The organism is Pseudomonas batumici (genome assembly GCF_000820515.1).
Lineage (GTDB): Bacteria > Pseudomonadota > Gammaproteobacteria > Pseudomonadales > Pseudomonadaceae > Aquipseudomonas > Aquipseudomonas batumici.
In genome coordinates, this window is record NZ_JXDG01000022.1 from 86264 (window position 1) to 106310 (window position 20047).

Annotated in this window: 19 protein-coding genes; 18 read left to right on the plus strand and 1 reads right to left on the minus strand. The window is 60.7% G+C overall.

The window, feature by feature from the left end:
* Window positions 1-91 precede the first annotated feature (91 nt).
* The 7 genes from UCMB321_RS10685 to aepX all read left to right on the plus strand — a co-directional run bounded on the left by UCMB321_RS10685 (window position 92) and on the right by aepX (window position 7960).
* Window positions 92-1315 (plus strand): MFS transporter, encoded by a 1224-nt coding sequence (locus tag UCMB321_RS10685; protein WP_040066263.1) that lies wholly within the window; start codon window positions 92-94, stop codon window positions 1313-1315.
* Complete coding sequence (locus tag UCMB321_RS10690; RefSeq protein WP_040066266.1) at window positions 1312-2154, plus strand: hypothetical protein; 843 nt, start codon at window positions 1312-1314, stop codon at window positions 2152-2154. Before UCMB321_RS10685 ends, UCMB321_RS10690 begins: the two co-directional genes overlap by 4 nt.
* Complete coding sequence (locus UCMB321_RS10695; RefSeq protein WP_040066268.1) at window positions 2147-3367, plus strand: MFS transporter; 1221 nt, start codon at window positions 2147-2149, stop codon at window positions 3365-3367. The genes UCMB321_RS10690 and UCMB321_RS10695 overlap by 8 nt, the downstream gene beginning before the upstream one ends.
* A gap of 221 nt (window positions 3368-3588) precedes the next feature.
* Entirely contained in the window at window positions 3589-4710 is a 1122-nt protein-coding gene (locus UCMB321_RS10700; RefSeq protein ID WP_245220774.1) for an aminotransferase class I/II-fold pyridoxal phosphate-dependent enzyme, read from the plus strand.
* A gap of 28 nt (window positions 4711-4738) precedes the next feature.
* On the plus strand, window positions 4739-5569 hold the full coding sequence (locus UCMB321_RS10705; protein WP_040066274.1) for a hypothetical protein: 831 nt from the start codon (window positions 4739-4741) through the stop codon (window positions 5567-5569).
* 63 nt (window positions 5570-5632) lie between these two features.
* Window positions 5633-7021 carry a class II fumarate hydratase gene (gene fumC / locus UCMB321_RS10710; protein WP_245220777.1) on the plus strand — a complete coding sequence of 463 codons (1389 nt, stop codon included), beginning with the start codon at window positions 5633-5635 and terminating at the stop codon, window positions 7019-7021.
* A gap of 48 nt (window positions 7022-7069) precedes the next feature.
* Window positions 7070-7960 (plus strand): phosphoenolpyruvate mutase, encoded by an 891-nt coding sequence (gene aepX / locus UCMB321_RS10715; protein ID WP_040066278.1) that lies wholly within the window; start codon window positions 7070-7072, stop codon window positions 7958-7960.
* Window positions 7961-8038: 78 nt separating this feature from the next.
* Here the strand turns inward: aepX and UCMB321_RS10720 are convergent, their stop codons facing one another.
* Window positions 8039-8971, minus strand: coding sequence for a LysR family transcriptional regulator (locus UCMB321_RS10720; RefSeq protein ID WP_052451135.1), 933 nt, complete (start codon window positions 8969-8971; stop codon window positions 8039-8041).
* 98 nt (window positions 8972-9069) lie between these two features.
* Here UCMB321_RS10720 and UCMB321_RS10725 point away from each other — a divergent pair, with 98 nt between their 5' ends.
* The 11 genes from UCMB321_RS10725 to UCMB321_RS29460 all read left to right on the plus strand — a co-directional run bounded on the left by UCMB321_RS10725 (window position 9070) and on the right by UCMB321_RS29460 (window position 19995).
* A complete protein-coding gene (locus tag UCMB321_RS10725) occupies window positions 9070-9492 on the plus strand; it encodes a RidA family protein (protein WP_040066280.1) in 423 nt (140 codons plus the stop codon).
* Between the two features lie 149 nt (window positions 9493-9641).
* Window positions 9642-10919, plus strand: coding sequence for a cystathionine gamma-synthase family protein (locus tag UCMB321_RS10730; protein WP_040066282.1), 1278 nt, complete (start codon window positions 9642-9644; stop codon window positions 10917-10919).
* Between the two features lie 151 nt (window positions 10920-11070).
* The gene (locus tag UCMB321_RS10735) at window positions 11071-12501 is read left to right on the plus strand and encodes an amino acid permease (protein WP_040066285.1); all 1431 of its coding nucleotides are present in this window, start codon (window positions 11071-11073) and stop codon (window positions 12499-12501) included.
* 59 nt (window positions 12502-12560) lie between these two features.
* Window positions 12561-13451: a LysR substrate-binding domain-containing protein gene (locus UCMB321_RS10740; protein ID WP_040066287.1), complete on the plus strand. Its 891-nt coding sequence runs from the start codon at window positions 12561-12563 to the stop codon at window positions 13449-13451.
* A gap of 16 nt (window positions 13452-13467) precedes the next feature.
* On the plus strand, window positions 13468-14847 hold the full coding sequence (gene thrC, locus UCMB321_RS10745) for a threonine synthase (RefSeq protein WP_040066288.1): 1380 nt from the start codon (window positions 13468-13470) through the stop codon (window positions 14845-14847).
* 22 nt (window positions 14848-14869) lie between these two features.
* Entirely contained in the window at window positions 14870-15307 is a 438-nt protein-coding gene (locus tag UCMB321_RS10750) for an Lrp/AsnC family transcriptional regulator (protein WP_040066289.1), read from the plus strand.
* A 175-nt stretch (window positions 15308-15482) separates the two neighbouring features.
* Window positions 15483-16526 (plus strand): homoserine dehydrogenase, encoded by a 1044-nt coding sequence (locus UCMB321_RS10755; protein ID WP_040066290.1) that lies wholly within the window; start codon window positions 15483-15485, stop codon window positions 16524-16526.
* Between the two features lie 10 nt (window positions 16527-16536).
* A complete protein-coding gene (locus tag UCMB321_RS10760; RefSeq protein WP_425338554.1) occupies window positions 16537-17958 on the plus strand; it encodes an aldehyde dehydrogenase family protein in 1422 nt (473 codons plus the stop codon).
* Window positions 17959-18180: 222 nt separating this feature from the next.
* Window positions 18181-18759 carry a hypothetical protein gene (locus tag UCMB321_RS10765; protein ID WP_040066292.1) on the plus strand — a complete coding sequence of 193 codons (579 nt, stop codon included), beginning with the start codon at window positions 18181-18183 and terminating at the stop codon, window positions 18757-18759.
* Window positions 18752-19396, plus strand: coding sequence for a GNAT family N-acetyltransferase (locus UCMB321_RS10770; protein ID WP_052451136.1), 645 nt, complete (start codon window positions 18752-18754; stop codon window positions 19394-19396). Before UCMB321_RS10765 ends, UCMB321_RS10770 begins: the two co-directional genes overlap by 8 nt.
* Complete coding sequence (locus tag UCMB321_RS29460) at window positions 19393-19995, plus strand: TetR/AcrR family transcriptional regulator (RefSeq protein ID WP_052451137.1); 603 nt, start codon at window positions 19393-19395, stop codon at window positions 19993-19995. The genes UCMB321_RS10770 and UCMB321_RS29460 overlap by 4 nt, the downstream gene beginning before the upstream one ends.
* Window positions 19996-20047: the final 52 nt, after the last annotated feature.

The following is a 20047-nucleotide window of genomic DNA, read 5'->3' on the forward strand; positions in this document are numbered from 1 at the left end:
CATCCTTGGGTATCAATCGGTCAGAAATAGGTATTGGATCCTTTAGCCGGCCTATCTTATAAAATTGTTTGAAAATATTACGAATATTCTTATGAACCCTCGTGTTGCCTTGTTTTTGGGTGGGTGCGCAGCTTTTCTCAACCTTTATGCCACCCAGGGGCTGCTCAACGAGTTGGCCGGGGCCTTCGATGTCTCTGCCAGGCAAGCCGGCTGGAGCATCACCGTCACCACACTGGCCGTGGCTATCACCGCGCCCTTTGTGGGCCGGTTGACCGCAGGTGCGGCGCAACACCGGGTCATCGCCGTGGCCGCGATGCTGTTGGCGCTGCCCGCTGTGCTGGCCGCGTGGGCGGGCGGTTTCAGCGAATTCCTGCTCTGGCGATCTGTGCAGGGTATGCTCATTCCCGTCGTGTTTGCCACCAGCGTTGCCTATATCGGCGTGCGCTGGAGCGGCGGCGCCGTGACCGAGGCAACCAGCGTGTATGTCGCCGGCACGGTCCTGGGCGGTTTTTGTAGCCGTTTCTTGACCGGCCTGGTGACCGAGTATGCGGACTGGCGCCTTGCGCTGACATTACTGGCCGGTTTGAGTCTGGTCATGGGGGCGGCGATCATGTTGCTGTTGCCGCGTAACCCCGGGGCGCCCGTGCAGGCCTCGGTCGGTCGTGCGGCCACGGCGGGCGAGTTGTGGAGCAGGCCGTTGCTGGCCGCCTACGCGGTGGGCTTCTGTGTGCTGTTTGCGCAGGTGGCGACCTTTACCTATGCCGGCTTGCACTTGAGCCTGGCGCCGTTTTCCCTGGGCTCGGGCGCACTCGGGGCGATTTACGCCGTGTTCCTGCTGGCGCTGGTGGTGATCCCCATCGCCGGGCGCTTGAGCAAGGCACGGCCGCCGGGGGAACTGGTGAAGGTAGCCGCCTGGCTGGGCGTCACCGGCTCGGTCCTGACCCTGTCGCCGGCGTTGTGGCTGATCGTACTGGGTCTTGCGCTCAGCTCCACCGGGGTGTTCCTTGCCCAGGCCGCGGCCAATGCCTTCACCACCAGCCATGCACGGCACAACAAAGCCAGTGCCGTGGGGCTTTACCTGACCAGTTATTACCTGGGCGGCAGCTTTGGCGCCTGGGTGCCCGGCGCCCTTTGGGACCACTGGGGGTGGCCCGGGTGCGTCGCGCTGATCGTTGTCTTCCAGCTGTTGTCGCTACTCGTCGCCTGGACCAGCTGGAAGCCTGCCCCGCTGCCGGGGCGCCCTCTGCCGGCCATCGCTGCCATCGCGTCCCTGAATACGCTTGATTCATCATCCAACAAGGAAAAAGTGAGATGACCGTGAGCAACCCGCTGACCCAGCAAAGCCAGTTGTTGAATGTGGTGGAACCGGTGCTGCAACTGATGCACGCCGGTGTTCTGAAGCAGGCGTTGGTGGATGCGTTTAGCAGTCATGAGGCGGCACTGGTGGACATCGAAGGTGCATTCCACGCACTCACGGCACGCCGCCACGGCGCCCAGCAGTTGCGCAAGTTCTTCGCCAGCTGGTCAAAGACCAACAACTCCGCTGCCAGCGTCTCGGGCCTGGCCAACCGGATTACCTTGCTGGCGCGCTCCGAACAGAACGGTGCGGCGGCGCAGCGGCTGTACCAGGTGTGCAGCAACCTGCAACGGATCACCGACGAGGACCTCGGCGCGCTGGGCAACATCCTGCATTCCGACCTCTTCTACAACATGGCGACACCGCTCTGTGGTGACGATCAATGGCTGCTGAAAGGAAACTGCCTGCCTTCGGCGCAGGCCTTCAAGGACTGGACGGATGCGCGACGCCTGCGTGACCGCGACCTGTTGCAGGGGCTGTTGACGACCCTGGTTCACGAGGTCTACACCCATGGCGAAGTAGAGTTCATTCACCCGTTGTTCAAACAGTGGTTCGAGCGCGACATGGGCGTGCCTGCCGAAAAGGTCAGGAGCACCGTGGCCTGGGTGACCGTGCATACCGGTGGCACCGAGAGCAATCACTTCGCTCATGCGGTAGCGGCCGTGGAGGAGTTCGTCGAGGTCATGGACGTGGCGGTGGTCAAGTCTGCCGCGCAGGAAATCTTCGGCGAATACTTGCAGCGCAAGGCTGCGGTGATGCGCGATTGTGCCCAGTGCCTGGCCCGACACCATGAATGAGCTCATCCACCCGTCGCCCGCGCCTGCAGTCATCGTCGAGGGCGCGGCCAAGCGCCGCCGCGCCCTGTTTGCCGGTTGCGGCGCCCATGCCATCCACGACGGGCTGACGGACGTGATCTACGTGCTGCTGCCCGTGTGGCAGGCGCAATTCGCCATGAGCTATGCCCAGATCGGGCTGCTGCGGGGTGCCTATGCGGCCATGATGGCCGGGTTTCAGTTGCTCGCCAGCCGCGCGGCCAGGCGCTGGGGGCGCAAGCGTCTGCTGGTGGGGGGAACGCTGCTGGCGGCGTTGGCCTACCTGGTAGCGGGGTATGCCGGGGGCCTGGGCGTTTTGCTGTTGGCGCTGGTGATGGGCGGTTTGGGCGCCAGCACCCAACATCCCTTGGCGTCCTCGCTGATCACCGATGCCTATGAGCCCGGTGGCGGGGTAAAGCAGGCGCTGTCACAGTACAACTTCGCGGGTGACATCGGCAAAACCCTCGTGCCCGGGCTTGTCGGGCTCTTGCTGACGGTGATCAGCTGGCGCGCCAGCGTGATGTGGGTGGGCGTGCTGGCCGCAGTGGTAGCGGGGTGGCTGTGGTGGATGATTCCGTCGACCACGAGCAGCGTGCAAGCCAAGATGGCCAAGCCCGTCAGCGGCAAGGGCTCGGCCGGCGGGCTGCGGGCCATGATCCTGACCGGCACCCTGGACAGCGCGGTGCGCATGGGCTTTCTGACGTTCCTGCCGTTCCTGCTCCAGGCCAAGGGCGCCGGCACCGCCGGTATTGGCCTGGCCCTGACGATGTTGTTCGTCGGCGGGGCATTCGGGAAGTTGTTGTGCGGTTACCTGGGCGCACGCTTTGGCATGATGAAAACCGTGTGGTTGACGGAGTTCACCACGGCAACCCTGATCATCCTTGCCCTGTTCTTGCCGTACCTGTGGCTGATGGCGGTGTTGCCGCTGCTGGGGTTGGCCCTCAATGGAACCTCGTCGGTGCTGTATGGCGCGGTGCCGGACCTGGCCGGGGAGGGCAGGCGCGACCACGCCTTTGCATTGTTCTACACCGGCACCATTGGCGGCGGGGCGTTGGCGCCGGTGCTGTTTGGCGGGTTGGGGGACGTGACCGGCATTCCTGTCGCGGTGGTGAGCCTGGCGGCGCTGTTGTTACTGACCCTGCCGCTTTCATGGTGTGTGCAGAAAGGATTGGATTCATCCAGCGGCAAGTATCAATAACGACTGAAAGAGTATTGGCCTGCACGTCAAGTTGTCATCAAACTGCAAGTGCACCGAAGTAAGGGGCACTTGATGACAGTCGTGGGCACACGTGCAGGTATACAATGAATAATAATGAACTATCAGCTCCTCGGTTTTGTTTGTCACACCGCGCGCTCCAATTAAGCCCTCCCGGCACTTCCAGTATGCGCAGCAAAGCCAACGCGTTAAAAGAGAGCGGGGTGCGTGTCATTAACTTCGCCGCCGGCGAGTTGTCATTCGACGCCAGTGCGCAAATGAAAGCGGGTGCTCTGGAAGCCATCCATGGCGCGCGCAACCGTTATACCCCACCCCTTGGCCTGCCTCGCCTGCGCGAGCAACTGGCGCAGCGGGTGTCGGAACGCACCGGGGTCACGTTCGCGGCCAACGAAGTGGCGGTGACGGCCGGGGCCAAACAGGCGCTCTACAACGCCTGCATGGTGTTGCTCAACCCGGGCGACGAAGTCATCGTGCCGACGCCTCACTGGGAGACGTTCCCGACGCAGATTCGCCTGGCAGGCGCTACCCCCGTGGGCGTGGATACGCGGCACGATGACTACCGCCTGACCGCCAGGGCGGTGAGGGCTGCGCTCACCCCGCGTACCCGGATGATCGTGATCAACACACCCAACAATCCAACCGGCACCGTGTATCAAAAACAGCAGTTGCTCGAGATCGCCCAACTGGCGGTCGATCATCAGCTGTGGGTGTTGTTTGACGAGTGTTATCGCAGCCTCACCCGGTATTCCTTTGAACATCACAACATCCTGTCGTTGTTGCCGGCGCTCAAGCCCCAGACGGTGTTGATCGATTCATTCTCCAAAAGCCAGGCTGTCACCGGTTGGCGGGTGGGGTATGCCTGCGCGCCGGCCCAGGTCATTTCGGCCATGCACAATCTGCAAGGCCACACCACGTCAAACCCCAGCAGCCTGTCGCAGTACGCCGCACTGGCCACGATCAGCGCCGGCACCGAGCCCTTTGTCGCCCAGCTTGCGCCCTTCCTGCAAGGGCAACTGGACACGGCGCGCCGCTACCTGGATCAAGTGCCGGGCTTGGTCTATGCGCCGCCGGAAGGCGCCTTTTACCTGTACATCGACGTCACCCCATGGCTGGGCGGTTTTTATCGCGGCGAACAGGTCAGGGACGTGGACCACCTGAGCGATCTGTTGTTGACCGAGGCGCATATCGCGGTGGTGCCCGGGTCCGGCTGTGGTGACCCCTCCAGTATCAGGATCTCCTATGCGCTTGAGCCTGAAGAGTTGGCGGAGGGCCTATATCGTTTCGTGCAGTTTCTGTCGTCGGTCGAGCGCGTGAATAACCACTGATTCAATAACAATAACGCCAGGAGAGAATATGGATAGTTCAAATGGGGCATTCATTGATTACGTGCATCAGGCATTGGTAGAGGTCGAGGACCGCAACCTGGTGGAAGCATTGCTGGACGGCTTTATCAATCATGCCGATGAGCTGGTTGATTACACGCGACGTTATGAAGACATGACTTCCCGGCCATGGTCGACGTCCTCGCTGTGCACGTTCTTTTGCGGGTGGAGAAGTCCTGATGGGGCGGCGCATGCCGTCTCCAGTATTATCGTGCGCCTCCTTCAACTTTCCGAGTCGATGCCAGATACCGCGGCGAAGTTGGCGTTGCTGGACGCCGCCAGGCATTGCGGTGAAATCATTGTCGAGGACGTGGGCTTGGGGGAAATGCACGGCCATCCCCACCATTCCAAGCTGTATCAGCGCATGGCCTCGGTGATCTGCGGTTCTGATGACTGGCGTTTGCAGGATCGGTACCTGAACCCGATCACCAAGGAGTTTTCGGCCTGGGTGGGTGAAAAGCGCCCGCTTGCGCCGGACCTGACCGAAGCCCTGGAAATGATGGCACTGACCGAGCTGTTCAACACGGGCGAATACAACGTGATGACGCCGCTGTGGAAACGCTGGCTGCGCGAGTCGCGCGGCTACCCGGCGGGCGAAACCCACCGCATCGCTGCCTTTCTCAGCGTCCATTGCGGCAGTGTCGAAGCGCGGCATTTTCGTCATGCCACCGATGCGCTCGTGCTGTACTGCCAAGCCACCGGCCAATCGGTCAATTACCGCCGCATCGCGGCACTGTCCAATGAATACGTGGTTCGCGCCTGTGAACACCTGGGCAAGATGGCGTCCGTCCTCGCGGCATAGGGGCTGCTGTGACTTTTTCTGACAATCCATTGATCACGGTCATCAACACGATGACAGGAGAACCTGATGCGCCTTGAATCCGATTCCATGGGCTCTGTGCCGGTGGCGGCCGACAAATACTGGGGAGCGCAGACGGAGCGCTCGATCCATCACTTTCCCATTGGCCGTTCGCGTTTCCGTTGGGGCGCCCCCATGATCCGTTCAATGGGTATTCTGAAAAAAGCCGCGGCGCTGGCGAACCTCGCTTTGGGCGAGCTCCCCGAGTCGATTGCGTTGCCAATTGTCAGGGCGGCCGACGAAGTCATCAGCGGGAAGCTGGACGAGCATTTTCCGCTGGTCGTGTTCCAGACGGGGTCCGGAACGCAGTCGAACATGAACGCCAATGAGGTCATCGCCAACCGGGCAATCGAGATGCTGGGCGGGGAGATGGGCAGCAAGACACCAATCCATCCCAACGATCACGTCAACCGTGGTCAATCGTCGAACGATACCTTCCCTACGGCCATGTACATGGTGGTGGTGGCGGAAGTATTCGAAACCTTGCTTCCGGGCGTAACGCTGTTGCGCAATACGCTGGCCGCCAAGGCCCAGGCGTTCGTGGACGTGGTGAAGGTCGGCCGGACTCACTTGCAAGACGCGACGCCGATCACCCTGGGCCAGGAGATCGGCGGTTGGGTCGAGCAGCTCGATTACACGCTCCAAGGCATAGAACAGAATATCCAGGGGTTGTATGACCTTGCCATCGGTGGCACGGCCGTGGGTACCGGGCTCAATGCCCACCCACACTTTGGCGATGAGTGCGCGCGCCACATCGCTGACCTGACCGGTTACCCGTTCAGGTCGTCGTCGAACAAGTTCTTTTCCCTGGCCGCCCATGACGCGTTGGTGAACACTTCGGCGGCTATCCGCACGCTTGCCATGGCCCTGCTGAAGATTGCCAATGACGTGCGCTGGCTGGCCAGCGGGCCGCGCTGTGGCATCGGCGAGATCGATATCCCTGAGAACGAGCCAGGCTCGTCGATCATGCCGGGCAAGGTGAATCCGACCCAATGCGAGGCCCTGACCATGGTCTGTACCCAGGTATTCGGCAACGACGCGACGGTGGCGTTTGCCGGCAGCCAGGGCAACTTTCAATTGAACGTCTACAAGCCGGTGATGGTGCACAACGTGCTGGAGAGCATCACCCTGCTGGCAGAGTCGTGCCGCGCCTTCAACGATTATTGCGCGGAGGGCATCACTCCCAACCTGCCTCGAATCGAAGCCAACCTGCAGAAAAACCTCATGCTGGTCACTGCGTTGAATCGCCACATCGGCTATGACAGGGCCGCGATCATCGCCAAGACAGCCCACCATGAAGGTAAAACCTTGCGAGAGGTGGCAGACCAGTTGGGATTTGTCTCCCCTCATGAGTTTGATCGACTCGTGGTGCCCCTGGACATGACTCATCCGTGATCGGGGCGCTACCCGAGAGCACACCCACCAGACTATGAGAGGTTTCGTATGCAGGAAGCAGACGTTCGTCCGGACAGCCTTCGCCGCCTGTTGGCCACCCGTCCTTGTTTACGGGTGCTGGAAGTACACAGTCCGATATCCGCGTTGCTGGCGGAGCAATCGCGCCAGGAAACAGGCCCTGGCCAATGGGTGGGCTATGATGCCATCTGGTCCAGTTCGCTGACCGACTCGACACAACGAGGCCTGCCCGACATCGAAATTCTTTCGCCGAGCAATCGGTTGCAAGGCATCCGCGAAATTTTCGACGTCTGTGCCTTGCCCATGATTTACGACGCCGATACCGGCGGCAAGCCCGAGCACTTCGCCATCCACGTCAAGATGCTGGAACGCGCAGGTGTCGGGGCAGTGGTGATCGAGGACAAATGCGGGCTGAAGAAAAACTCGCTGTTTGGCAACGCAGTCAGCCAGGTTCAGGAGTCAATCGAGGCGTTTTGCCAGAAGATTCGCCTGGGGCGGGCGAGCAGGTCCCCGGAGGGGATGATGATCATTGCTCGTTGCGAAAGCCTGATTCTGGACCGAGGCATGGACGAGGCGATGGAGCGCTGTCTTGCGTATGCCGAGGCGGGTGCCGACGGCATCATGATCCATAGCCGCAGGAAGGATGGCGAGGAGGTCCTGGAGTTTGCCCGACGGTTTCGTGTGCATTACCCCGACGTTCCGCTGGTCTGCGTTCCCACCAGCTACGCGCATTTGAGCTTTGATCAGTTGCAGGCGGCGGGATTCAACGTCGTCATCTATGCCAACCACATGTTGCGCAGTGCCTACATGGCCATGAAGGAGGTGGCCAGCGGGATCCTGGTGCATGGGCGTACGCTGGAGGTGGAGCAACGTTGCCTGGGGATCGAGGAAATCCTGGACTTGATTCCGGGCACCCGTTGATTCGGCCCCTTTTTCCGCCAAAACGGGTGCAGCGCCAGCTCAATGGTGGTACGTGATTTAACCTGGACTGAAGCCGGATCAGTCCAGCGTTGTCATTGCGCCCGTGGACGTGCTCGCCGACGGTAGCGCTTCCAGTGCATTGGCGAGGAAATCGACAAACACCCGAACTTTCTGCGACACATGCCTATGGCTGGCGTACAGCGCATAGATCGTGCGCCGAGGCATCGAATGCCCAGGGAGCAGTTGCAGCAACTGGCCGATGTCGAGCAAGGGCTTGGCGATGAACGAGGGCAGGGCGCCGATGCCCAGGCCGGCCAGCAACATGTCGCTAAGCATCAGGCTGTTGTCCACCGCAAGGCGCACGGGCAGTTCCAGGCGGCTATCGCCTTGCGAGCCTCGCAGGTGCCAACTGCCGGGATGCTCGGCCAGGCGATAGGCCAGGCAGCTGTGCTCGCGCAGGTCGTCGACGCTATGCGGCGTGCCGTTGGCCAGCAGGTAAGCCGGTGCGGCGCAGATCACTTGTTCAACTTCGCCCAGGCGTCGGGCGATCAGCGAGGAGTCCGGCAGGTGACTGCGAATCCGAAGCGACACATCAAAGCCCTCGCTGACTACGTCCAGCAGGCGGTCGTCGAGGGTGAGCTCGACCTTGAGCTGTGGGTAGCGCTGCATGAACGCCACCAGGATCGGCGACAGCACCTTGAGGCCAAACGACAGCGGTGCGTTCACCCGTAAACGGCCGCTGGGTTCACTGGCGCCGACCTGGGTCGCGCGTTCCAGGGCTTCCAGTTCATCGAGCAGGTGGCAGCATTCGCTGAAGTACGCCTGGCCAGCCTCGGACAGGCTCATGCGGCGGGTGGTGCGCAGCAGCAACAGGCTGCCCAAGCGTTCCTCCAACTGCCGCACCTGCTTGCTCACCGCCGCTGTGGATTGCCCCAGGTCGACGGCGGCCAGGCTGAAGCTGCCGCGTTCAACCACGCGGCGAAAGGTACGCATGGCGACCCATACATCCATATTGTTTCTCCTGGGTTGAATCTCAATCAATAAAACGCCTGATTATCTATGATTGATCAGCCAATAACATGACCGCTCCCCCTTACAGGAGTCATGGCATGCACTCAGCCCCCTCGCACACGCTTACCTTGTCCAACCCGACGGGGCTGTATGACCCCAGCGCCAACGGCTACTCCCATGTGGCCCAGGTGGCCGCCGGTGCCCGGCTGGTGTTTATCGCCGGCCAAGGCGGGGAGACCGCCGATGGCCAACTGTCGGCTGATTTTTCCGATCAGGTACGCCAGGCTCTGGCCAATCTGCAGACGGCCCTGCGTTCGGTCGGTGCCGAGGTCGGCCAGGTGGCCAAGCTCACGGTGCTGATCGTCGATCACAGTCATGCGCGCCTTGGGATTTTTAGTGCGCTATTGCAGCAACTCTGGGGCGCCTCGCCGACACCCGCCTGTACCCTGATACCGGTGCCATGCCTGGCCCTGGAGGGCATGTTGTTTGAAATCGAGGCCGTGGCTGCGCTGCCCGCCTGAACCCGGCCGGCCCGGGGCATATCAACCATTAAAAAAAGCAGCCCTTTGGCACCGATAACATCGTTTCTCGGGTGTACGGGTTTTCAATATATTGGCCGCCAGATCCGGTGAATCACTCAACATTCACCCCCTCAGTGCGAGAAGTCTCAATGAACAATAAACCTGATAGCGCAGGGCTTGATAACGCCGGAACGGGGACCCGTGCGGTCTGGGGCGGGGAGCAAGTCAGGCACCCTTACAACGCCACGCAAACACCGATTGTGGTCAGCGCCGCTTATGGTTACGACGACATCGACAACTGGTACGACGTTGCACTGGGCAAGGCACCGGGTTTTATCTACAGCCGTATGAGCAACCCGACGGTCGAGATCCTCGAAGCCAAGATCTGCGAGTTGGAAAAGGCCGCGTCCGCCGTGGCCTTCAGCAGCGGCATGGCGGCGATCAGCAGTGTGCTTTACACCTTCCTCGCCCATGGCAATCGGGTGGTGTCCACCAAGGACAGCTACGGCGGCACCAACAAGATTTTCGAAGAGTTTCTGCCGCGCATGGGCGTGGAGGTGACGTTGTGCGAAACCTTCGATCACGAGGAGATCGAGCGTGAGGTTGCCAAGGGCTGCCAGTTGCTCTATCTGGAAACGCCGACCAACCCGACCCTGAAAATACTCGATATCCAACGTCTGGTGAGTGCGGCCAAGCGCGTCGGCGCTTTGGTGGTGGCGGACAACACCTTCGCCACGCCGCTGAATCAGAACCCCCTGGCATTGGGCGTGGACGTGGTCGTGCACAGTGCGACCAAGTTCCTCAGCGGTCACGGCGATGTGCTTGGCGGTCTGGTGTGCGGCGCCGGATTCCTGATGGACAAGGTGCGTCATTACCGGGAAATCAATGGTGCGGCGCTCGATCCCTTCTCGGCCTACTTGATCATCCGCGGCATGAAGACCCTGGTACTGCGCATGCGTCAGCAGCAACACAGCGCGCGTGCCCTGGCGGAGTTCCTGGGCAGTGAACCGCTGGTGGAATCGGTGAACTATCCCGGCTTGCCCGGCCACCCGAACCACGCGGTGGCGTGTGCGCAAATGCGCGGTTTTGGCGCCATCGTCAGTTTTGTCCTTGTCGGTGGGATGGACACGGTCAAGGTCTTGTTGCCCCGCCTGCGGTTTGCCCACTGCGCGGGGAATCTGGGCGCGGTGGAAACCCTCTACGGCCCGGCCAGGACCACCAGCCATGTGGAGAACACCCTGGAAGAGCGTTTGGCGCTGGGGATTGGCGAAGGGCTGGTGCGGGTCTCGGTGGGCATCGAAGACACCGACGATCTGCTCGATGATCTGAAACAGGCCTTTGCCTTTGTCAGGCGTTCACGGGATGAACAGACACCCAAACACACACAACCCTCGATCAAAGAACCTTGCACTGAGGTCGCAAGTTGAAGTTTGCACGTTAATACCTCACGACCCGACAGTCTGTGAGGACTTCATGAAGAGCAATAATAATAAAACGTAGCGGCAAGCTGTTTTTACTCTGCCCAGCAACTTAGCGCAGACGTTAATGCGTGCCCTCACCACTTTCATGAGAATAACCATGTCCATAAAAGAACAACAACTCGATACGCGTGCCGGTTTTAAACAGGAAATGCAGACCCGCCATATTGTCATGCTGGCATTGGGTGGCGTTATTGGTACCGGGCTGTTTCTCACGTCCGGGTACACGGTCAACCAGGCCGGTCCCTTGGGAGCGGTCATTGCCTATATCATCGGCGCACTCATGGTTTACATGGTCATGATGTGCCTGGGGGAGCTGGCGGTGCAGATGCCGGAAACCGGCTCGTTCAGCACCTATGCCACACGTTTTCTCGGCCCGGGGACCGGTTACACGGTGGCCTGGCTTTACTGGCTGACCTGGGCCGTGGCCATCGGCTCGGAATTCACTGCCGCCGGTATCCTTATGGTGCGATGGTTCCCGCACACTCCGGTGTGGATCTGGAGTGCGCTGTTCGCCGGCGTGGTGTTTCTGAGCAACGTGATTTCGGTGCGCTGGTTCGCCGAGACCGAGTTCTGGTTGTCCCTGGTCAAGGTGGTGACGGTGGTGATGTTCCTTTTGATCGGCGGCGGGGCGATTCTGGGTCTGCTGCACATTGATCAGGCTCACAGCATCGGCCTGGGCAACTTTACCCGTGAGGGCTTGTTCCCCACCGGTTTCATGTCGATTGCGATGACCTTGCTGGCCGTCTCCTTCGCCTTCTCCGGCACCGAGCTGATCGGTATCGCCGCGGGTGAGACCAAGGACCCGCAACGCAACGTGCCGCGGGCCATTCGCACTACGGTGCTGCGCCTGGCGATCTTCTTTGTCGGGACCATCTTCGTCCTGGCGACCTTGCTGCCCCGGGAGCAGGCCGGATTGGTGGAGAGCCCGTTCGTCACGGTGTTCACCTACATCGGGATTCCGTACTCCGCGGACATCATGAACTTCGTGATCATCAGCGCCTTGTTGTCCGCCGCCAACTCCGGGTTGTACGCCGCTTCGCGGATGCTCTGGACCTTGAGCGACCAAGGTCACCTGCCCAAGCAGTTCTCGGCCCTGACCCGCATGGGGACGCCGTTGAATGCCATCGTGTTGAGCATGGTCGGTGGTGCGGCCTCGTTGCTCAGCAGCGTGTTTGCCGCCGACACCATCTACCTGGCGCTGGTGTCGATTTCCGGGTTGGCAGTGGTGGTGGTGTGGATGAGCATCGCCGCGAGCCAGATCGCCTTCCGCCGTCACTATGTGGCCAACGGCGGCGATGTCCGCGATCTCAAGTTCCGTGTGCGGGGCTATCCGTGGGTACCGCTGGGAGCGCTGGTCTGCTGCAGCCTGTCCTGTGTCGGGATTGCCTTCGACCCTGAGCAGCGGGTGGCCTTGTACTTCGGTGTGCCCTTCATCGCCTGGTGCTACTTCGTGTATTACATTACCCGCAAAAGCCGCGAGCGCCGCTTGTCGCTTGCTCCTTTGGCACAACCCTCCGATGCGTTCTAGGCACTGTCGATGGGGTGGGCAGCGTGCTCGGTGCGGAGGGTATCCATGAGGTCCAGGCCATGAAGCAGAAGACGTTACCTCCGTTGAACTGGCTACGAGCATTCGAGGTCTCCGCCCGTAATCTGAACTTCACCCACGCCGCTGAAGAGCTGTGTTTGACCCAGGGAGCGGTCAGCCAGCAGATCCGCCAACTGGAAAGTCACCTGGGGGTGGCGCTGTTCAAACGCTTGCCCCGAGGGTTGGGGCTGACGGAGGAAGGGCAGGCTTATCTGCCGGTGGTGCAGGATGCGATCATCCGGTTGGCGGTGGGCACTAACGAGATCTTTGGTCAGCACAAGCGCCGGCCGATCAAGGTGCGCGGCAGTTTGTCGTTTTTTGTGCACTGGCTGGCGCCCAAGCTGGTGGGCTTTCGCCAGGCCCAGCCGCATGTCGATATCCGCTACATCAGCAATATCTGGGTCAAGGAGCTCGATGGCGAGGACGACATGGAGATTCGCTGGGGCCATGGTCAATGGCCCGGCCTGGTGTCGCAGCGCCTGACCTGGGACACCTTGTTTCCGGTCTGTTCGCCGGCCCTGATGGCGAGTTCACCCCTGAAGGTGCCAGCGGATGTGGCTCACCACCCGCTGCTGCACGTCCTGGGCTACGAAGAGGGCTGGGGTTACTGGCTGAACAGGGTGGGCGCGCACGGGGTTGATTCCTCGACCGGCCTGCAGTTCGACACGCTCATATCCACCTTGCGTATGGCTGAGTTGGGGCAGGGCATTGCCCTGGCCCGGTCCTCGATGGTTGACGAGATGCTTGAAGACGGGCGACTGGTCGAACCCTTCGCCCAGCGTATCGAGGCCAGCGAGTCGTTTTACCTGGTCCGCGGTTCCGAGGCCGACCAGCACCCCGACGCGGTCATGTTTTCCACCTGGCTGGTCGAGCAGGCACATCGATTCAAATGAGTGGTCGGAGCCAATCATGCGCTATGTGAGTACACGAAATTCGACTGTGCAGGTCAATTTTGAACAGGTCGTGTTATCTGGAACGGCCGAGGACGGCGGGTTGTTCGTACCCCTCGAGCTGCCGCTGTTCGAACCGCAGGAGATCGCCAATTGGTCGACCTTGCCCTATGACGAACTGGCCTATCGGGTCATGAGTCCCTTTGTCGGTGAGGCCATTCCCGAAGCCGATTTCAAGCGCCTGCTCAAGGAGGCGGGCAGCCACTTCAGCCATCGCTCCCTGGCGCCTTTGCATCAGGTCGACCGCAATGAATGGGTGCTGGAATTGTTCCATGGGCCGACCCGCTCTTCGAAGGATTTTGCCGCGCAGTTGCAGGCACGCCTGGTGCAGTACTTCCTGCGCAAACGCCAGCGTCGCGGAGTCGTCCTGGGGGCCACCAACGGCGATACCGGGCTGGCGGCCATCGAGGCGTTCAAGCACTGCGACGAAACGGTCGTGGTGGTGCTTTATCCGCAGGCGGGTGTGCCGCGGGACCAGCTCCAGCATTTGCAAGCGGTGGCGCACCCCAGGGTTCATAAAGTGGCGGTCAACGGCAGCTTCGACGATTGCCAGACTCTCGTCTCCCGGCTGTTGCGGCAGTGGCCGTGCGCGCAGCGAGAGGTGATCAGTTTCAACTCCAGCAACTGGGTCGGCGTACTGGCGCAACTGGTGTTTTATTTCCACGCTGTCCTGCAGTTGGGTGGTGGTCAGCGCCCGATCGGATTCAGCGTACCGGCGGCGAGTTTTGCCGAGGTCTACGCCGGTTACATCGCGCAGAAGATGGGCCTGCCGATTACCCAGATGATCGTTGCGACCAATCAGAACGACGCCTTGCATCAGTTGTTTCTAAAGAACCACTACTCCAGGTTGCGAGCCAACAAAACCCTGTCGCCGGCCATGGACTTGTCGATCTTTTCCAACCTGGAGCGTTTTCTCTGGGAGCTTTATGAGCATGACGATCAGGCGGTGAGCGCCCTGATGGGAACGTTTGAATCCAGCGGTGAAATGACCCTCTCCAACGCGTGCTGGTTGCAGGCGCGGATGATCATCGACTCTTACGCGGTCAGCGATGAGCAGACGCTTGAGGAAATCACCTCGTTGTATCGTGACACCGGTTACGTGATTGATCCGCATACCGCCACCGGCGTCCTTGCGGCCAGGCTGTACCGTCGAAGCCTGGTGGCGCCGATGGTCACCCTGGGCGAGATCTCGCCCGCCAAGTCGACCGCGCTGCTGGGCGAGCTGGGGATCATCGTGCCCACGCAGCACCGGCCACTGGAGGAGCCAGGGCCGGAACAGCTCCATCGGATTGAGCACGATGACCTCGACACCCTCCATCAACTGCTCGGCGCCTTGTGAAGACGCCGTACCAGGAGGTCAAGTGAAGCGAATTCTGGACCCTCTCGATGAACGCATCATCGCTGAGCTGCGGGTCAACGCTCGAGCCGCCCACGCCGAGCTGGCGGCCAAGGTCAATCTGTCGCGCAATGCCGTGCGTCAGCGTATCGAGCGTCTTGAGCGTGACGGTGCGATCCAGGGTTATACGGTGCGCACGGGAGAGGGGCGGCAGGCTTCTTCGAACATCAATGCGGTGATTTTCGTCTACCGCTACGACCGTATGCGCGGCGCGGAAGTGCTGCAGGCCCTGCGGGCAATACCGGAAGTCATCCAGTGCGATGTCATGAGCGGTGAGTTCGATCTGATGCTGCGGGTCGGTGCGGCGAGTCCGGAGCGGGTGCATAGGGTCTGGCATGAAATTTCCGCACTGGCCGGGGTGGAAAACACCGTGACCTCATTCGTTTTATCATCCGTGGTCTAGCCCCGGTTACCCTGCTGAAAAAGCCAACGTCTGTTGGCTTTTTTTATGTCTGACGCTTTGCCCGCGTGCAGGTCAAAACGCCCATGAAATAGAGCAAATTGGCATATTTTACTGCCTTGGCTGCCCGCCTAATCTGGTGCCCAACAACCCCTCACTCGGATCAAGGGCAATAGAAATGACTGAATACAAACTGGCGCTGGTCGGCTTCGGTGGTGTCAACCGAGCATTGGCTCAGCTGATTGCCGAGCGTAATGAAAGCTGGAAAAGCGAACTGGGTTTCACCCTGAAAATCGTCGGCGTCACCGACCTGTTCCTCGGTTCGGTGATCCGCCGCGAAGGGCTGGATGCCGGACTGTTGGCCAGCCTGCCGGCGGTCAAGGGGGCCCTGGCGCAGGTGCCGGGAGGGGATGGCGAAGCCTTCAACGAATCCGTGATCAAGCACTGCGGTGCTGACATCGTAGTCGAGGCGACGTTTACCAATCCGGTCGACGGCGAGCCGGCCACTTCGTTCTGCCGCTGGGCGCTGGAAGGTGGCAAGCATGTCGTCACCACCAACAAGGGACCGATTGCCCTCCATGGTGCCGAGCTGAAGGAACTGGCCCGACGCAATAACGTGGCCTTTGAATACGAAGGTTCGGTGATGAGTGGCACGCCGGTGATTCGCTTGGCCAAGCAGTCGCTGGCGGGCAGCTCGATGGTGGGTTTCGAGGGGATTCTCAACGGCACGTCCAACTTCGTTCTCACCCGCATGGAAGGCGGCCTGGGATTCGCCGAGGCGGTGAGCGAGGCTCAGGCGCAGGGCTATGCCGAAGCTGATCCGACGGCGGATGTCGAGGGGCATGACGTGCGCCTCAAGGTGGTGATTCTGGCCAATGAACTGCTGGATGCCAAGCTGACGGTCAGCGATGTCAGTTGCAGCGGTATTTCCTCACTCAGCCTGGACGACATCGAAAGTGCCCGCAGGGACGGAGCACGTTGGAAGCTTATCGGCGCCGCAACGCGCCATGCCGATGGTTCGGTCAGCGCCAGTGTCGGGCCGCGACTGTTGAACAACGATCATCCGCTGGCCGGTATTTCCGGCGCCACCAATGCCGTTTCGTTTACCACCGGTCTGCTCGGCGCGGTGACGGTTTCGGGGCCGGGGGCAGGGCGCACGGAAACGGCGTTCGCCCTGCTATCGGACATCATCAACCTGCATCAGTCTGTGGCGCACAACTAGGAGAATGCCTGTGAAACCATCGCATCTGGCCCTGGCCATAGTTGAACATCAAATCGATGTCCTGAACCCCTTTAACGGCACCGTCGTCGGGACTGTCGCGGATATTGGTGCGTCGCAGGTTCCGGGGTTGCTGGAGCAGGGTCGTAACGGCGCACGAGCCTGCGCCGGACTGTCGCGTCATGGGCGGGCACGTATTCTCGAACAGGCGGCCTTGAACGTTGAACGCGATGCCCTGGCGTTTGCCCGACTGATCGTCGAAGAGGCCGGCAAGACCTTCAAGCAGGCGGAAAAAGAAGTCAAACGGTGCGTCAACACCCTCAAGCTGTCCGCGCAAGAGGCCAGGCGCAATGCTGGCGAGGTGTTGCCGTTCGACGCCTATGAGGGCTCCGAGTCGCGCCAAGGCTGGTTCTCCCGCGAACCCCTGGGCCTGATCGTCGCGATCACCCCGTACAACGATCCGTTGAATCTGGTGGCGCACAAGCTCGGTCCGGCCATCGCCGGGGGCAACGCGGTGATTCTCAAACCGTCCGAGCTGGCGCCGTTGTCGGCCCTCCGATTGGTGAGGTATCTGGTCGAGGCGGGGCTGCCGGAGTCGGTGGTCACGGTCGCCACCGGCGGGGCAGAATTGGGCAAGGCCCTGGTGGAGGCTCGCGAGGTGCGGATGATTTCTTTTACCGGTGGTTTCGTCACGGGTGAGCGGATTGCTCGCACGGCAGGCCTGAAGAAACTGGCCATGGACCTGGGCGGCAACGCCCCCGTGATCGTCATGGACGACTGCGATCTCGAGGCTGCCGTCGAGAGTTGCCTGTCTGGCGCGTTCTGGGCGGCGGGGCAAAACTGCATCGGCACACAGCGCCTGCTGATCCAGGCGTCGATCTATGCGGCATTTCGCGAGCGTTTTGTCAGTCAAGCCCAGGTGCTGGTGACCGGCGACCCGATGCTTGCCAGTACCGATATCGGCCCGATGATTACCCTGCAAGCGGCGCTGAATGCCGAGCAAGTGGTGACCGAAGCATTGGCGCAAGGCGCCGCATTGCTCTGCGGGCATCGTCGCCAGGGCTCGTGCTACGCCGCCACGGTGTTGGAAAACGTCGATCACGCCAGTCGGCTCTGGCGCGACGAGGTGTTTGCCCCGGTCGTGGTGCTACAGCCTTTCGAGACTCTCGATGAAGCTATCGCGCTGGCGAACGAGCCAGAGTACAGCCTGCATGCGGGGATCTTCACCAATGATCTGGCAACGGCCATGAGCGCTGCACGCAGGATCGAGGCCGGTGGTGTGATGATCAACGACTCCTCCGACTATCGCTTCGATGCAATGCCGTTTGGTGGTTTCAAGTACGGCAGCCTGGGGCGGGAAGGGGTGCGCTTCGCCTATGAGGAAATGACTCAGCCCAAAGTGGTGTGTATCAACACCCTGGGCCAGGTGACATAACGGGCGTCAGATCAGGTGATGTTGCACTAGGCTGGCGGCGCCAGGGCTACCTTGCCCTGATGCCGACGTACGCAGGCACGGTTTGAGCCGCTCCCACATCAGGTCGGCCGCCAGCGAGTAGCCATGAATGGGGAAGGAGGGGACAAGCTGAATGGTCGTCGATTTGACGGCAAAAAATGGCGTTGATAGCATACCGACCGTTCGGTATGTAGAGGCGTTGATATGAAACCTATCTCCATCCATCACTACTTCCACGATGTCTTTGGGCAAGAGCAAACCGTCTTCGAGTTACTGGCCATCTTGCTGTTCGGCACAGGCCTGACGGTTGCGCTTGCCGTTTCTTCGACTCAGTTGATTGAAGCGCTGCCGCTCTGGAGGAGCGTGCTTGCTTTGGTACTGATCCTGGATATCGCGGCTGGTTGCATCGCCAATTTCACGCGCTCGACCAACGATTTTTATGCCCAGCGCCCAGCCAATCGCTGGGGCTTCATTGCGGTACATGTCCACGTTGTCGCGGTCGCTTTCCTGCTCGGGCGCGAGACGGATGTGGCATGGGCGGTATGGGCCTACACCCTGGCCAGCGCGACGATCGTCAACCTTCTCAAGCCCAGTTCATATCAACCCTTTGCAGGGGCCTTTCTGCTGGTCACAGGCCTTGGCTGGATGCCGTTATGGCCTGAGATTTCTCCGTTGATGGTGGTTGTTTGCGCGCTGTTCATGCTCAAGGTCATTTACGGTTTTGCGGTCGATCACTACGGCGGCGTCAGGATGCGGTCCTCGCAGGTGGCCTCACATGATTGAAGCCACAACCCTTCGCAACCTGGGGCGGCACGACAAGGCCGCGTTCATGACGGTCATGGCCAGCGCTTTTGCAAAGGATCCGCTCTTTGTTTTGGCTTTCGGGGGCCTTACTCATTCCCGGAAAACGCCAACCTCACTCAAGGCATTCTTGTCCTTTCTGTTTGATATGAATCGGCTGATGGGGGGGACTCCGCGGGGTCTGTTCGTCGGTCAGCAATTGATGGCCTGTGCGTTGCTGGAGCCCCCCTCTGGCAGTCGGCTGGTCATGGGCGTGCGGCTGACGCTGTCGATCCTGCGCTTTTTACCCGTGACCCTGGCGATGCCACTGCGTGTCACCGCCTTTTTGAATGAGTATATGAAGCGCACCCGAGCCGCATCGCCTCCATCGCCACATTGCTACCTGTCGTTGATCGGCGTGCACCCTGACGGGCAGGGGCGAGGATTCGGCCGGCGCTTGATGATGGATGCGTTTGATCGCTCCCAAAGCCATGGGCGTTCGACCGGTATCGCACTGGATACCGAGAATGAGGCCAATGTCGCACTCTATCAGCGCTGGGGATTCAGAACGCTGGCGTCAGTCGACCTCGGCGGCGTCACCGCGCACTGCCTGTTCAGATCGGCCAAGGAGTTCCTGTGAAAGATACCAAGTCCTCAATCATTGAGTGTGCGTTCCGCCTGTTCCTGGAGCATGGGTACGAGAACACCAGCCTGTCGAACCTGGTCAAGGCCAGCGGGCTTTCAAAAGGCGCGTTCTATCATCACTTCAAGGACAAGGAAGCCCTGCATGACGCGACGATTCACTATTTCTTCATTCGCTTCTTCACATCGGCAGAGCCAGAAGAGGTTGAACCGCTGAAGAGTGAGCCCGGTCTCGAAGAGATCGTGGGTGAGCTTTACTCCGGTTACTCGCACTTGATTGCAGAAATAGCCACGATAACGCCTGATCTGAGTGCGTATTACCGGTTTCTGTTTTCTATCCTGCCGAAGATCAAGCCCGTTATCGCGCAGCAGATTGCGGCGGCACGTCTGCGCATTGCGTCGTCGGTTCGGCGTGATCAGGATCAAGGGCGGTTCAGCCTCTCGCTGTCGCCCGATGTTGTCGCGGATCAGTGCCTTGCCCTGATAGAAGGCGCCGGGCTGCTCTGTGTGCTCGAGGGTAAGGAGAGCATCGACACGGTGTTTCGACGAACCATTCCAACCTACCTCAAGTCCCTGCGCGCCATCGCTGTGAATTGAGACCTTCGATGTCACTGAGCATCGAGGGCGCGATCAACCTCCGTGCGTCAGA

Excerpts from the sequence above, each read along its gene's own strand:
- UCMB321_RS10685 (WP_040066263.1), top strand. The coding sequence starts at position 92 with ATGAACCCTCGTGTTGCCTTGTTTTTGGGTGGGTGCGCAGCTTTTCTC.
- UCMB321_RS10690 (WP_040066266.1), top strand. The coding sequence starts at position 1,312 with ATGACCGTGAGCAACCCGCTGACCCAGCAAAGCCAGTTGTTGAATGTG.
- UCMB321_RS10695 (WP_040066268.1), top strand. The coding sequence starts at position 2,147 with ATGAATGAGCTCATCCACCCGTCGCCCGCGCCTGCAGTCATCGTCGAG.
- UCMB321_RS10705 (WP_040066274.1), top strand. The coding sequence starts at position 4,739 with ATGGATAGTTCAAATGGGGCATTCATTGATTACGTGCATCAGGCATTG.
- aepX (WP_040066278.1), top strand. The coding sequence starts at position 7,070 with ATGCAGGAAGCAGACGTTCGTCCGGACAGCCTTCGCCGCCTGTTGGCC.
- UCMB321_RS10720 (WP_052451135.1), bottom strand. The coding sequence starts at position 8,971 with ATGGATGTATGGGTCGCCATGCGTACCTTTCGCCGCGTGGTTGAACGC.
- UCMB321_RS10725 (WP_040066280.1), top strand. The coding sequence starts at position 9,070 with ATGCACTCAGCCCCCTCGCACACGCTTACCTTGTCCAACCCGACGGGG.
- UCMB321_RS10730 (WP_040066282.1), top strand. The coding sequence starts at position 9,642 with ATGAACAATAAACCTGATAGCGCAGGGCTTGATAACGCCGGAACGGGG.
- UCMB321_RS10735 (WP_040066285.1), top strand. The coding sequence starts at position 11,071 with ATGTCCATAAAAGAACAACAACTCGATACGCGTGCCGGTTTTAAACAG.
- UCMB321_RS10740 (WP_040066287.1), top strand. The coding sequence starts at position 12,561 with ATGAAGCAGAAGACGTTACCTCCGTTGAACTGGCTACGAGCATTCGAG.
- thrC (WP_040066288.1), top strand. The coding sequence starts at position 13,468 with ATGCGCTATGTGAGTACACGAAATTCGACTGTGCAGGTCAATTTTGAA.
- UCMB321_RS10755 (WP_040066290.1), top strand. The coding sequence starts at position 15,483 with ATGACTGAATACAAACTGGCGCTGGTCGGCTTCGGTGGTGTCAACCGA.
- UCMB321_RS10765 (WP_040066292.1), top strand. The coding sequence starts at position 18,181 with ATGAAACCTATCTCCATCCATCACTACTTCCACGATGTCTTTGGGCAA.
- UCMB321_RS10770 (WP_052451136.1), top strand. The coding sequence starts at position 18,752 with ATGATTGAAGCCACAACCCTTCGCAACCTGGGGCGGCACGACAAGGCC.